Consider the following 14,791-nt stretch of genomic DNA (forward strand, 5'->3'; position numbering starts at 1 on the left):
TTAAACTTAGCTGTTTTCATGTTTGACTTTCTCCTTCGTTTGATATCTTGTTTAGTATTTTAGCATAGGCAAAAGCACTTGTCAAGAAAAAATCCAATATTTTCTGAAAATTTCTTCAGTATAGAATATTTAGCTAATTGAAAGTTCTTGAAAATCCTTGAAATGTTTCATTTTTTAGAGGTTAAGCTCCAACTTTTCTCTATCAATTCTAGCACCTCTTCATCTGAAAACGTATCATCAAAAGCCACGCTAATCCAGTAGCGCTTGTTCATATGAAAGGCTGGATAAATGCCCTTTTTTAAAAGCAAGTCAGCTACTTGATCGTGTTTGAGATTGACTGCTTCCACTAATCCTTCTCTCCCCTTTTCCAGCTTATCCCAAGAAATTTTCATCAAAACAGCATACCACTTTTGATTGCCTTCATGGCGCAATACTGCTGTATCAGGCGACTTTTCCCACAGATACTCCAACTGATTTCCATACTTTTCTTGAACTTGAGTCATAATTCGCTTAGTCTGAGGACAGATAAAATCCTGTACCTCAAAACAAGCCTTCCGAATTTGGTAAAGAATCTCCAGACAAGCCTCACGGACACTTGCAACAAAACTTCCTTTAAAACTTTCCATATGGACTTGAGGATAGAGTTCACCAGTCTCCTGGTCAAAGACTTGAAAACTCACATTATCAGCAGTGATGGACACAGTCAGGACAAAATCACCTTGCAAAATCTGGCAACTATAAGTCCAGACTTCCTTATTTTCTACAAAACCATAGGCACAAGCCTTTTCTTGATTAAACTGATAGGATTTAAAAATTTCAAACATAAGTGAAAACTGCTACCCAAAGCTAGCAGTTCCTTTCTATTTTTTAAAAGACAACCTTGGTTCCATGCAATTGTGTCACACCCAGCTGGTCGATAAAAGTTTGACGGTTGTCCAAGTCAATCCCCCCACCTGGTAGAATTTCAATTTTACCTTTAGCGTGCTCCAAAATTCTGTGATAATGAGCAAAACGTTTGTCTAGCGAGTCGCCAGATACACCCGCACGAGTCAGGATACGAGTGATACCAGCTTGGCTAAGCCAGTCAATTGCCTCCAACTGATCTTCATCACTCAATTCATCAAAGGCCATGTGAAAGACAATTTCCATTCCTTTTGATGCAGCAATTAACTTTACAAGATTAGGCTTATCCAACTTCTTATCAGCAGTTAAGGCACCAAATACAACTCCTTGACTTCCAGCCTGAGCAGTCAAGCGAATGTCTCCTAGCATGATTGCAATTTCCATATCATTATAAACAAAATCGCCACCACGTGGACGAATCATGGTCATAATGGTCGTATCATAGTTAGCTGCCAGTTCAACCGCTGCCTTAGTTACTCCATAGCTGGGTGTTGTTCCACCAACTGCTAGATTATCACAAAGTTCGATTCGGCGAGCTCCAGCCTGCATCGCTTTTTCAAGCAAGGTCACATTTTCAGCACAAAATTCGTAAATCATTTGATTCTCCTTGAGTATTACTTTGAATTTATTATATCATATTGTTGTGAATATGCTTTCAATTTTATCAAGGGAAATAGTTACAAATTTTACTTATTCTTTGTCTGGAATGACCTTGAAGAGATAATAAGTGATAAAGATGGTCAAAGCTCCCAGACCGATTTTGACTGGCAAAAGAGGCGCAAAATAAATGGAAATTCCCATCAAGATGTAGATGGATACAATGATTTTTTTCTTACGTTCACGCGCAATAGACTTAGTCTCACGAAAATCAGCTACATATGCTTGATAGAGCTTAGTATGGTAAAGCCAATTTTCGAAGAGCTTGGAACTTCTGGAGAAACAAGCAATAGACAACAAAAGGAAAGGCGTTGTCGGTAACAAGGGTAAAACAACCCCAACAATAGCCAAGGCCAGTGATAAAAAACCAATAATAAGATAAATAATACGCATAACTACTCCTAATTAAAATAATCTTCTTCTAGTTTCGCATACAATGATGAATTTTGTCAAGCTTCAACTAAAAAGAGCCTGAAATTCATTTTCAGGTCTCTCCTCTTATTTAATCTTTTCTTCCTCGTAGTCACCCTTGCCACAAACAACCTGCTTGCCACCACCACGGACTTTTTTCTCCATGAGGAAGTTGCCACATTTTGGACAGTCACGACCAACAGGCTTGTCCCAAGAGGTAAATTCACATTCTGGATAGCGATTGCAACCATAGAAGAGGCGGTTACGTTTTGTTTTACGCTCAATGATTTGTCCCTGATGACAACTTGGACACTCAACACCGATTTCTTTTACAATTGCTTGGGTATGACGGCAATCTGGGAAATTGCTACAAGCGTAGAACTTACCAAAACGACCAAGCTTAATAACCATTGGACTGCCACACACTTCACAGTCAAATCCAGCTGGTTCATCCTTAATCTGGATTTTTTCCATTTCTTCTTCAGCCTTGGCCACTTCTTTAGAGAATGGTTTGTAAAAGGCGTCAATAACGCGTTGCCACTGCTCTTTTCCGACCTCTACGTCATCCAGTTTGCCTTCCATTTCAGCTGTGAAGGTCACGTTTACGATATCTGGGAAATATTCGACGATGAGCTTGTTGACAATTTCACCCAACTCTGTTGGTTCAAAGCGTTTGGATGTAAGGCGAACATAGTAACGTTTCTGAATGGTTTCAATGGTTGGTGCGTAGGTTGACGGACGGCCAACCCCATTTTCCTCCAAGGTCTTGATAAGGGTCGCTTCAGAATAGCGAGCAGGCGGTTGAGTGAAATGTTGCTCTGGTTTGCTATTGACCTGTTTGACCACATCTCCAACAGCCATATCTGGTAACATTTTATTCTTGTCAGAATCATTATAAATAGTAAGATAACCATCAAACTTAACCTGACTACCATTAGCAGCAAATTGAACACCATTTTGAGACAATTTAACAGCCATGGTATCAAAGACTGCAGCTGTCATCTGGCTCGCCACAAAACGATTCCAAATAAGGGTATAAAGCTTGAGCTGATCCTTATCCAGATACTTAGCAATGCTTTCAGGTGTATTAAAGACACTAGATGGGCGAATAGCCTCATGGGCATCCTGAGCTCCTGATGCATTTTTGACCTTGCTACCATGCTTAGAATACTTGCTACCAAAGCGGTCCGTAATGAAACTTGCTGCTTCATTTTGCGCTACTGGACTGATACGAGTCGAATCGGTACGCATGTAGGTAATCAAACCTTGCACACCAGAACCAATATTGATCCCTTCATAGAGCTGTTGGGCAACCATCATGGTCTTTCGAGTACGGAAATTGATTTTATTAGCAGCATCCATCTGCATAGATGACGTGGTATAAGGTAAAGGAGCATTACGCTTGCGCTCTTTCTTATCTACCTGATCCACTGAAAAGTCTTTACTAGTCAGACGAGACAAGACTTCCTTAACCTCGTCATTGCTAGTCAGTTTTAGCTTTTTACCATCTACTCCATAGAAAGCAGCCTGAAATTGCTTGGTTCCATTTTTAAAGACAGCATCAATTGTCCAGTATTCTTCAGGCTTAAAAGTATTGATTTCATTTTCACGATCAATGATGAGTTTAAGGGCAATGGACTGTACGCGCCCTGCTGATAAGCCCTTCTTGACCTTCTTCCACAAAATAGGCGAAATCGAATACCCTACCAAGCGGTCCAAGACACGACGAGCCTGTTGGGCATCGACCAAGTCCATATCAATCTTGCGTGGCTCTTTGAAAGCATTTTTGACCGCATCCTTGGTGATTTCATTGAAGACCACACGGTTGGCATCATTTTCATCCAAGTTGAGAATATGAGCCAAATGCCAAGAAATCGCTTCTCCTTCACGGTCCGGGTCACTCGCAAGAAAGACTTTATTAGCTTTTTTAGCTTCTTTTTTCAAGTCATTGATAAGAGGTCCTTTTCCTCGGATATTGATATATTGCGGTTCGTAATTATTTTCAATATCAACGGACATACTGGATTTCTTCAAATCACGGATATGCCCGACACTGGCTAAAACCTTGTAGTTTCTGCCCAAGTATTTCTCAATCGTTTTCGCCTTAGCAGGAGACTCCACGATGACTAGATTGTTTTTAACTGTTGATTTTTTCTTTTTTGTTGCCGTAGCCACAGTATCACACCTTTTCAAAGTAATAAACTTTATAAAGTGTAAACCATTTTGCCATAACTGTCAAGACTTAGCTCCTATATATAGAAGAAAAGTTTGTCTAGTAAGCGAAATTTCTTCTTAAAATTCAAATTCGGCAAGAACATCTTGCCCACTGGTCACCAATTTTGCTCCTTCTTGGATCAAATGATGGCAACCGTCTGATAATCCATCTAAAATACTACCAGGTATAGCAAAGACATCGCGCCCTTCTTCCATTGCTCGCTCACAGGTAATGAGACTACCTGAGCGTATCTTGGCCTCTGCTACAATCACACCACGGCAAAGTCCAGCAATAATGCGATTACGGGCAGGAAAATGAAATTTCAGAGGCTGTTCACCAGCCCCATACTCACTAAGAACCAGATGGTCATTGCCGATGTAGTCTTGTAAGCGTTTATTGGCTTTAGGATAAAACACATCCAACCCTGTTCCAATAACTGCAATGGTTTTTCCACCATTCTGCAGAGCTGCCATATGAGCTGCTGTGTCTATCCCCTTGGCTAATCCACTGACGATAACCAGTTCATTTTCCAAGCCTTGAATGACTTTTTCAACTGACTTAGCTCCCTGTTTGCTACAAGCACGACTCCCCACAACCGCTACTTTTGGAAATTTTAAGAGGTCAAGATTTCCCTTGTAAAATAAAAGTACAGGTGCATCGTATATTTCACTTAGATCCCAAGGGTAACAGTCATCTAAAATAGAGAAAGATGGAAATTTTTGAAACTCCTTCTCCAGATGCGCATCGTCTATCTGAAAATAACGTTCCATAAAAACAGCTGGATTTCGGCAACCTGATATATCTGCAATATCGCCTAACAACAGTTCTTGATCGAAATTTTCACCGTATTCTAGGACCTTCAAAATCTGTTGATTGGTCAAACCTGATTTTTTTAACTTATAGATTTCATAGTTTGTGATTTTCATAAATAGCTCCATTTCTTTTTCTACTCATCTATCTATTCGTAAAAAAATCAAAAAACATCCGACTATTTCAGCCAGATGTTGGAATTTTTAATTTTCGTTTTTAAGAATTTCTTCTAATTTATGATAGTCTTGGACACTGTCAATTTCATAGATGCTATTGCCTTCTAATTCTTCAACATAGACATCTAGCTCTTTGATATTATCCTTAACCATATTGTCCCAGTAGAGATCAACAAATTCGCCACTTGCATAAGCCTTGTCGATAAAGCTGACAATTTTTTCTGCAGTTGGAGCATCCCAGAAAGAGACACCACTAAGGATACGACCTGCCTTGCTATCAACAGTAATGTCTTGAACCTTATAGTCATCTCCATAGACCAAGAACCATTCGTTGGTACAATCTTCACGATAGACACTAAAATAAGTCGAACGAGTCAAATCATTGCGGAACATATTTTTAAAGAGATAATTATCGGCATCAATAACATAGCTGTTGGCTAATTCTTCTTTTACAAGATAGAGAGAGTAAAAGTTATTGTAGTCAGCGTATTTATCATTGAAAACGAGGCGAACACCATATTTTTCTTTCAAATAATCAAATTGTTCTTTAAGATAACCAACAATGATAATAATCTCGTTAATCCCTTTTTCTTTTAAAAACTCAATTTGGTATTCAATCAAGGGTTTTTGATTAACCTGAACCAAGGCCTTAGGGGTATTTTCAGTCATAGGACGCAAGCGAGTTCCCAATCCCGCTGCTAAGATAATGGCTTTCACACGAATCTCCTTTATTCTTTAATAATAATATAAACTCCAGCAATGACGACAAGTGACGTAATAATTGTCAGCATATCTAGTGCTGTTCCCAAGAAGAGAGCTGCAAACAAGACAGTCCAAACTACATAGCTCACGTTCAATCCTGTAGCTTTAGCAGGTTGCAAGCGATTGATAGCAATATAATAAGCCAAGTAGGAAATCATATCAAAGGCTGCAAAGACAATCATGAGACCTAGTAATTGTCCATTGGCTACTTCTGCAAATGACTGATGAGAGAAGAGTACAATCACAAGATAAGACAAGAATGAAGTCACTTGACGAATCAAGAGGGCTTCGATTTCACTCAATTCACTTTCCATGGCAAAGGAGCTAAGAACACTCTCACTTCCCCATGCAATGGCACAAACCAATGCACAGAGAATACCAATATAGAAGGAATTAACCTGTTCAACCTTATAGGTCTGGGCAATAATCCCTACAATAATCAAGACAATCCCAAACACAGTATTTTTCGAAATCTTATGCTTCAGAAAGAAGAAAGCCAATAAAACTGAAACTGCAGGGTAGATAGCAGATACCGATGAAGCTAAGGAACTTCCAATATACTTAACCGCATAAAGATTGGCCTGCATACCTATAGGACCAGCTAGCAAGGCTCCGATGATAACACTGACATTGCGAATATTTAAGAAAATTGAGAGACGAACTTTTCCTTCTTTTACTAAAAGAAAAGCTAGTAAGATAAAGATACTCAAAAAATCGTGAGCAGCAGCCACCACAAAGGGCGATAAATCTGTAAAAATCGAAAAGATATAAGCACTAATCGTTAGACCTAATCCCCAGAAAACACCTGAGAGTAGACCAAAAGAAACTCCATTTTTATTTTTCATCTGAACCTCCATAATATGACAAACCTTTAATAGCTCTTTGGTAACGGCTCACACCATAATCACCAAAATCTGCACCTTGCTCTTCTTTGTAAACTGTCCATAAACTCCAAATAGCGTCTTGTAAAATTTTATAAATGGCAATCTTTTCACGAGAGACAGGTGTTTGCTCACTCTCATAGCGAGACAAGAAGGCTTCTTCCTCTTGGGAAGTGAATTCAGATTCTAAAAATAGGGCTGCCAAATCCCACATTGGATCATTCATTGATGAGTATTCCCAATCAATCAGATATAGACGTCCTTGAGGTGATTCGATAAAGTTTTCAGGCACCAAATCGATGTGACAAGATTTTCTGTCAACACCTAAGTCAGCCAGTCTTTTCTCTAAAGAGAAGACTTCTTCTCGAACAACTTCATAGTTGGCATAAGGAATCTTTTCTTCAATCAAGGATTCGTATTTTTTGATTTCTTCAAAAGGAGCAAATTCTCCTCTTAATTCCTTGCCAGAAGCATGAATGGTTTGTAAAATTGGAGCAATTTTATCAAATTTAGTCTTGATTGACGTTGAATCAAGCGTGATAGCAGATTCAATATACTCATTCACTTTGATACCAGCTTCAATATCAAAAAGATAATTTTTGACATCTAAGTCTAAATCTTTAAGTAGTTCAAGATTGTACTTTTCATCTTGACGATTGATTAGTTTTTCAGTCCCTTTACCAAAGAACTTAACAATGTATTGCTTATTTGTTGTTTTGACCAAATAGTTTTGATTGGTCATTCCCCCCAGTTGTTCAACACTGAGGACTTCCTCTTCTGCACTAAGTAAAGAAGAAATTTTTTCTTTAATGATTTTCTCCACAATTAACCTCCAGCACTTATACTTCCCACTTAAACACGGTTTTAAAGGCTGTGTTTAAATCGGTAGCAAAGACACGGTGAATATCTTTAATTTCTCTTACAGGTTCTTCTAGATAAAGGATATTTTTAAGACGATTGGCAAATTTCTTGACTTCCATCATTTGGATGGCATTTTCAAAATCAATGCGACCAGAACGAGAGGAACCAACTAAGAGCAAGCCCTTTTCTAAGGCATCGCGTGTATTGAGATTGATTTTATATTCGCTAACGCCCATCATGAGAATCGTTCCCTGAGGACGAATGTAGCGAATCAAGTCATTTATAGCTGGTCCAGTACCATCACCACCACAACACTCAAAAGCATGGTCAAAGGCCAAATCTTCAGGAATATTATCAGTAATATAACATTCTTTAGCAAAAGAGAAGAGCTCCAATTTTTCCCAATGACGACCAATAACCACAATCTCTGCTTCTGGTAAAGTATAGTTGATAATATTGGCAACCACAAATGCTAAACTGCCATCTCCGATAACGGCAATTCGGTCCCTCTTGCTATGAGCAAGGGTCAGTAAGCGATTCATGGCATGCATACCAACACTGACAAACTCTGTAATGGCTGCAACCGTATCTTCGATAGCATCATAAGCCACCACACGGTCTTTAGGAAGAGAAACAAACTCTCTCATAAAGCCATCAAAGCCACTAGACAAGAAATGAGTCCCTGTCATGTAGTTCTCATAAAATTCTTCATCACTCTGCATAGGGGGCTGATTAGGAATCATGACAACTTTTTGCCCAACCTCATAAGTTCCTGTCGGATCAGAAATAACGGTTCCACATGATTCGTGAATCATTGCCATTGGAAGTTTTTTATTCAAAATCTTTGGATCACGTTTTCCTTGGTAGTAACGTTGATCCGCATGACAGACAGCCATGTAGTTAGGGCGGATGAGGATATGATTCTGTTGGTCAATATCCTCTTCCTGGTATTTGACATTGATAAACTTTGGCTTAGTCAGTTGATAAATTTGATTAATCATATCACTAGTCTTTCTCAATCATACTTTTTGCAATCTTCAAATCTGTCACTGTTGTGATTTTTAGGTTTGAGTATTCCCCCTTAGCCAAGGCCACCTCTTTTCCTTTAATGACGAAGATTTTACATGCATCTGTTAAGATTTCCTTCTCTTCAACAGAGAGAGAGCCGTAAAGATCCATGAAGTCCTTGCAACGGAATGTTTGAGGTGTTTGTCCTTGATAGAGGTGGGCACGATTTGGAATATCTGTAATAAATTGACCATTAGTGCTTTCAACGATGGTATCAACCGCTTCTACCACTGTGTCCACTGCGTCATGATCTTGACAAAGTTTGATATTGTCTTGAATCATGCGAAGCGTAATAAATGGGCGAACAGAATCGTGGGTAACAACGATATCCTCTGGAGTAAGCGGACGATAAGCATCAATGGCTTCAATGATTTTCTCAATACTCGTATTACGGTCAGCACCACCCTTTGTAATGATGATACGTTCCTTATGAAGAGGAAGGTATTTATCTACAAGATCTTCTGCATGTGAAACCCAGTCTCCATGAACCCCAACTACAATTTTTTCAATACTTGGTTCCAAGACAAATTTTTCAATTGTATGAATCAAAATAGGTCGATCACCTAGCTCTAAAAATTGTTTTGGCAAGTTACTGATCCCCATGCGAGTACCAGTTCCACCGGCAAGAATTCCTGCATAAATCATCTATTTTCTCCTTTGTCTTACTAAAAAAACTTATTCTCTCTATTATACCACAATCTAGTCCTATCATAAAAGAAATACTAGTCATCCCGTTCTAGAATAGGAGGATTAAAGAGTTCTATTATTCAAAGAAACTAGTCCATTTCTAGTAATGACCAGGAATTCTGTAGTCATTACTAATAAATGGTTGTGAAATTTTAGAGTTCTTCAGAATAATATACTTTCCTTAAAAAAATCTTAAAATTAAGATTTGAAACTTCAAAGCGATTACTTGACTTATACTCAATGAAAATCAAAAAGCAAACTAGGAAGCTAGCCGTAAGCTGTACTTGAGTACGGTAAGGCGACGCTGACGTGGTTTGAATTTGATTTTCGAAGAGTATTACTGCCCTTCATTTCTTATTAGCTGACTTTATTATATAAATACAAATGGGCTCGAGATAAGTCTTTAAAATAAAATATAACCAACTGCCACAAGAGCTCCAGGACCTAAAAATGCTTTTAGATTTTGCCAAAAATTATTGTTATTCGGAGGTTCAATAGATTGATTGATCTCAGAAAGAGAGACCTTTTGGTAAGAAGACATCGGAATATTCACTTTCTAATCTTGTCTTTACCTATTTTATTAATGGATTTTGAAAGAAATATTGAAAATAGTTTCCTATTTCCAATTTAGTCTTACTACATCACATTTTGAAATGATTCTTCAGGAAAGCACGATAGTTGAAATAAGCAACACCAGTATCGCAAAAGCCAACGTCAGAAAACGCTGGCTTTAAAATTGTGAAAAATTTTTCTAAACTAGATCGCTTCTGTGACAAAACTACGGCTTTCCAATACTTTGAGCATGGCGTTAGCTGTATCTAGGGCTGTGAAGAGGGGCACTCCGTGTTCAATGGCTGAACGACGGATTTGCTCACCATCTTCGTCAGCAGTTCGTTTTGTCCCAACAGTATTAATGATAGCTTGGATTCTTCCTTTGCGAACAAAGCTTGGAATATCCTTATTATCATCACCAATCTTACCAACAGGTTGGGCTTGCAATCCATGACTGGCAAAGAAGGCTGCTGTCCCTTCTGTCGCGAGGATTCCATAGCCGATATTTTGGAAACGACGAGCTAAGTCCAAGGCCTCTTCTTTGGCATCATCAGCAATGGTGAAGACTACATTTCCAAAAGTTGGCAAGTGGAGGTAAGAAGCTTCAAAGGCTTTATAGAGAGCTTTTTCCAAAGTCGTATCAGAACCCATCACTTCACCTGTTGACTTCATTTCAGGACCAAGTAAGCTGTCTACTTTAGCTAGTTTGGTAAAGGAGAAGACAGGTGCCTTGATATGAACACGGGTGCTTTCAGGGTAAAGTCCATCTTGGTAGCCAAGTTCTTCAAGTTTTTGACCAAGAATGAGCTTGGTTGCTACTTGAGCCATAGGGATATTGGTCACCTTAGAAAGAAATGGAACCGTACGGCTGGCACGTGGATTGACCTCAATAACGTAGACTTTTTCATCCTTGATGACAAACTGGATGTTCATCATTCCAAGACAGTTAAGACCGATTGCTAGGCGTTTAGTATAGTCTGCGATTGTTTCTTGCACCTTTTGCGACAAGGTTTGTGGTGGGTAAACGGCCATTGAGTCACCTGAGTGGACACCAGCACGTTCGATATGCTCCATGATACCAGGGATAAGGACATTTTCTCCGTCTGAAATGGCATCAACTTCACACTCTTGTCCAACGATATAAGAGTCTACAAGGACTGGATGGTCAGGACTAGCCTTAACAGCTGTACGCATGTAAGAACGAAGATCTTCTTCATTTTCTACGATTTCCATAGCACGTCCACCTAAAACATAAGATGGGCGGACAAGAACTGGGAAGCCAATCTTGCGAGCTGCAAGAACTGCTTCTTCTTCATTGGTAGCCGTTTGTCCTGGTGGCTGTGGAATATCCAGGTCTTTTAGAGCTTGCTCGAAGAGGTCACGGTCTTCGGCACGGTCTAGGTCAGCAACCTGTGTCCCAAGGATAGTCACACCTGCTTTTGCCAATGGCTCCGCAAGGTTGATAGCTGTTTGACCACCAAACTGAACGATAACCCCTTTTGGTTGCTCCAAGTCGATGACATTCATAACATCTTCGAATGTCAATGGCTCAAAGTAAAGCTTGTCTGATACAGAGAAGTCTGTAGAAACGGTCTCTGGGTTTGAGTTCATGATGATGGCTTCATAGCCAGCAGCCTGAATAGCCTTAACCGAGTGAACAGTTGCGTAGTCAAACTCAACCCCTTGACCGATACGGATTGGACCTGAACCTAGGACTAGTACAGATTCCTTATCAGATCTGATAGATTCATTTTCCCAACCATAGGTTGAATAGAAGTATGGTGTTTCAGAGTCAAACTCTGCCGCACAAGTATCTACCATCTTATAAACTGGAACAATCTTGTTTTCCAAGCGAAGTTGGCGAACTTGGTCAGCTGTCGTTTCCCAGAGTTCAGCAATCTTACGGTCTGAAAATCCATTAAGTTTGGCAGTTTTCAAAACTTCAAGATCTTGTGGATGGGCACCCAACTCCTGCTCAATTTCAAAGATGTGCAAGAGTTTATCAAGATAGAAGATATCGATTTTTGTAAGCTCTGCAATTTCTTCTGGTGTGTAGCCACGACGAATTGCTTCTGATACGTAGAAGAGACGGTCATCTTGGGCTTTGACTACTTTTTCAATCAAGGCATCATCAGAAACTGCTGCAAGTTCAGGCATTTCATTGTGGTGCACCCCAATTTCAAGGGAACGACAAGCTTTAAGAAGAGATTCTTCGATGTTACGACCGATTGCCATGACTTCTCCAGTCGCCTTCATCTGGGTACCAAGACGGCGTTCACCTTTTTCAAACTTGTCAAATGGGAAACGAGGAATCTTGGCAACCACGTAGTCAAGGGCAGGCTCAAACATGGCATAGGTTGAACCTGTAACTGGGTTAATAACCTCATCCAAGGTCAAACCTACTGCAATCTTAGCAGCCAATTTTGCAATCGGATACCCTGTCGCCTTAGATGCCAGGGCTGAAGAACGCGATACACGAGGATTTACTTCGATAACATAGTACTTAAAACTGTGTGGGTCAAGTGCTAGCTGAACGTTACATCCACCTTCAATCTTAAGAGCACGAATGATGCTCAAGCTCGCATCACGTAGCATTTGGTTTTCATAATCTGACATGGTTTGGGCAGGGGCAAATACGATGGAATCCCCTGTGTGAATCCCAACTGGGTCAAAGTTTTCCATGTTACAAACAACCAGGGCATTGTCAGCTGAGTCACGCATCACTTCGTATTCGATTTCCTTGAAACCTGCGATTGAACGTTCAATTAAACATTGGGTAACAGGTGATAATTTCAAACCATTTTCAGCGATTTCACGCAATTCTTCCTCGTTGGCACACATACCACCACCAGTACCACCAAGAGTAAAGGCTGGACGGACGATGACTGGGTACCCAATTGTCGCTGCAAAGGCAACTGCTTCTTCTACTGTGTTAACAATTTCAGATTCTGGAATGGGTTGTTCCAATTCTTCCATCAATTGTTTAAAGAGATCACGATCCTCGGCTTGGTCAATGGCAGATAATTTAGTACCCAGAAGTTCAACACCAAGCTCATCTAGGATGCCATTTTTAGACAATTCCATGGCCATATTGAGCCCTGTCTGACCACCGAGTGTTGGCAGCAAGGCATCTGGACGTTCCTTACGAAGAATGCGTGTCACAAACTCAAGTGTAATCGGTTCAATATAAACCTTATCAGCAATCTCCTTGTCCGTCATGATGGTGGCAGGGTTTGAGTTAACCAAGACAACCTCATAACCTTCCTCTTTCAAAGACAAGCAGGCTTGGGTCCCTGCGTAGTCAAACTCAGCAGCCTGACCAATAATAATCGGACCAGAACCAATCACCATAATTTTTTGAATATCAGTACGTTTAGGCATAGTTTATGATACAAAGCCCGTAAAGAACACAGTGAAAATAGGAAAATCGGTGCAGACGCCTTCAGCGTCAAGACGATGTTTATCTTTTTCACACAGTTCTTAGGGCGTGTTCGCTTCCGCGAACAACGTATCTTCTCCTTTCTATTCGGCAACTCTCGGGTTGCCATTAAATAAATTCTCCGACGATTTTTTAGCGAAACGATACTTTTCGGTAAAAAATCTAGTGCAGGGAGTTTTTAGTTCGCCTGATAGCGACTAAAAGAAACGACCTGCCTTTCTATTCGTCGCCTCACAGAGCGACATTAAATAAATTCTCCGACGAGCTTTTACTCGTTCTTAGTTTGAGTGTTTAAAAGCTTCCATCATCTCGATAAACTCGTCAAATAGGTAGCTAGCGTCGTGTGGACCAGGGGCTGCGTCTGGGTGGTATTGGACAGAGAAAGCAGGTTGGTATCTGTGACGCACACCTTCAACTGACTTGTCATTGATTTCTTCGTGGGTAATAATCAAGTGCTCTGGCAAATCCTCACGGCTAACTGCATAACCGTGGTTTTGGCTGGTGAAATCTACTCGTCCTGTTGCGATTTCACGTACTGCATGGTTAAAGCCACGGTGACCAAACTTCATCTTGTAAGTCTTTGCCCCGTTTGCCATAGCAAAGAGTTGATGTCCCATACAAATACCAAAAATTGGAATTTTCCCTTGCACACCACGAATCATATCGAGTGCTTGTGGAACGTCTTCTGGGTTACCTGGACCGTTTGACAACATCACTCCGTCAGGATTGAGATGGAGAATTTCTTCAGCCGTTGTCGAATACGGAACAACCGTCACGTTACAGTTACGTTTAGAAAGTTCACGTAGGATTGAGTGCTTGAGACCAAAGTCCACTAACACCACGCTCAAACCAACTCCTGGAGCTGGATAGGATGTTTTAGTAGAAACCTGCTTAATATTGTCTGTCGGCAATACTGTCGCTTGGAGCTGGTCAGTCACATGATCCATACTGTCCCCAACATGGGTCAAGGTTGCACGCATAGTACCATGCTTACGGATAATCTTGGTAAGTGCACGCGTATCAATCCCTGAAATACCAGGAATTTTCTTGGCTTTCAAAAATTCATCCAAGGTCATTTGGTTGCGCCAATTGCTTGCTCTGCGTGCTTCTTCGAAAACAACAACTCCCTTACAAGTTGGAATAATGGATTCGTAATCATCACGGTTAATTCCATAGTTTCCGACCAAAGGATAAGTAAAGGTCAAGATTTGTCCATTATAAGACTGGTCTGTAATGGATTCTTGGTAACCAGTCATGCCTGTATTAAAGACGATTTCGCCTGTTACATCAATATCTGCTCCGAAGGCCTTGCCTTCAAATACTGTGCCATCTTCTAATACTAGAAGTCTTTTTGTCATATTTTCACCTC

12 protein-coding genes and 1 pseudogene are annotated in these 14,791 nt (G+C 40.2%); all 13 read right to left on the bottom strand.

What is annotated here, in order from left to right; translation table 11 throughout:
- Positions 1–167: 167 nt before the first annotated feature.
- The 13 genes and pseudogenes from RWP09_RS07505 to RWP09_RS07560 all read right to left on the bottom strand — a co-directional run bounded on the left by RWP09_RS07505 (position 168) and on the right by RWP09_RS07560 (position 14,780).
- Positions 168–824 carry an MmcQ/YjbR family DNA-binding protein gene (locus tag RWP09_RS07505; RefSeq protein ID WP_314436012.1) on the bottom strand — a complete coding sequence of 219 codons (657 nt, stop codon included), beginning with the start codon at positions 822–824 and terminating at the stop codon, positions 168–170.
- A gap of 43 nt (positions 825–867) precedes the next feature.
- Complete coding sequence (locus RWP09_RS07510; RefSeq protein ID WP_314436015.1) at positions 868–1,500, bottom strand: copper homeostasis protein CutC; 633 nt, start codon at positions 1,498–1,500, stop codon at positions 868–870.
- A 93-nt stretch (positions 1,501–1,593) separates the two neighbouring features.
- Positions 1,594–1,953 carry a YbaN family protein gene (locus tag RWP09_RS07515; RefSeq protein ID WP_314436018.1) on the bottom strand — a complete coding sequence of 120 codons (360 nt, stop codon included), beginning with the start codon at positions 1,951–1,953 and terminating at the stop codon, positions 1,594–1,596.
- A gap of 105 nt (positions 1,954–2,058) precedes the next feature.
- The gene (gene topA, locus RWP09_RS07520; protein ID WP_314436020.1) at positions 2,059–4,146 is read right to left on the bottom strand and encodes a type I DNA topoisomerase; all 2,088 of its coding nucleotides are present in this window, start codon (positions 4,144–4,146) and stop codon (positions 2,059–2,061) included.
- Positions 4,147–4,263: 117 nt separating this feature from the next.
- A complete protein-coding gene (gene dprA, locus RWP09_RS07525; RefSeq protein ID WP_314436023.1) occupies positions 4,264–5,112 on the bottom strand; it encodes a DNA-processing protein DprA in 849 nt (282 codons plus the stop codon).
- Positions 5,113–5,199: 87 nt separating this feature from the next.
- Positions 5,200–5,889: a sugar phosphate nucleotidyltransferase gene (locus tag RWP09_RS07530; protein ID WP_000643977.1), complete on the bottom strand. Its 690-nt coding sequence runs from the start codon at positions 5,887–5,889 to the stop codon at positions 5,200–5,202.
- An 11-nt stretch (positions 5,890–5,900) separates the two neighbouring features.
- Complete coding sequence (locus RWP09_RS07535; RefSeq protein WP_314436026.1) at positions 5,901–6,779, bottom strand: DMT family transporter; 879 nt, start codon at positions 6,777–6,779, stop codon at positions 5,901–5,903.
- Positions 6,769–7,638, bottom strand: a complete 870-nt coding sequence (locus RWP09_RS07540) for a phosphotransferase family protein (RefSeq protein ID WP_314436030.1) — start codon at positions 7,636–7,638, stop codon at positions 6,769–6,771. The genes RWP09_RS07535 and RWP09_RS07540 overlap by 11 nt, the downstream gene beginning before the upstream one ends.
- Positions 7,639–7,654: 16 nt before the next feature.
- Positions 7,655–8,677 (bottom strand): ribitol-5-phosphate dehydrogenase, encoded by a 1,023-nt coding sequence (locus RWP09_RS07545; protein ID WP_314436033.1) that lies wholly within the window; start codon positions 8,675–8,677, stop codon positions 7,655–7,657.
- A gap of 4 nt (positions 8,678–8,681) precedes the next feature.
- Positions 8,682–9,389: a 2-C-methyl-D-erythritol 4-phosphate cytidylyltransferase gene (locus RWP09_RS07550; protein WP_314436035.1), complete on the bottom strand. Its 708-nt coding sequence runs from the start codon at positions 9,387–9,389 to the stop codon at positions 8,682–8,684.
- A 454-nt stretch (positions 9,390–9,843) separates the two neighbouring features.
- A pseudogene (locus RWP09_RS09870) lies at positions 9,844–9,972 on the bottom strand (divalent metal cation transporter); the annotation flags it as partial.
- Positions 9,973–10,187: 215 nt separating this feature from the next.
- A complete protein-coding gene (gene carB / locus RWP09_RS07555; RefSeq protein ID WP_314436038.1) occupies positions 10,188–13,364 on the bottom strand; it encodes a carbamoyl-phosphate synthase large subunit in 3,177 nt (1,058 codons plus the stop codon).
- A 336-nt stretch (positions 13,365–13,700) separates the two neighbouring features.
- A complete protein-coding gene (locus RWP09_RS07560) occupies positions 13,701–14,780 on the bottom strand; it encodes a carbamoyl phosphate synthase small subunit (RefSeq protein ID WP_314436042.1) in 1,080 nt (359 codons plus the stop codon).
- Between the last annotated feature and the right edge of the window lie 11 nt (positions 14,781–14,791).

The organism is uncultured Streptococcus sp. (assembly GCF_963521255.1).
Classification (GTDB): domain Bacteria; phylum Bacillota; class Bacilli; order Lactobacillales; family Streptococcaceae; genus Streptococcus.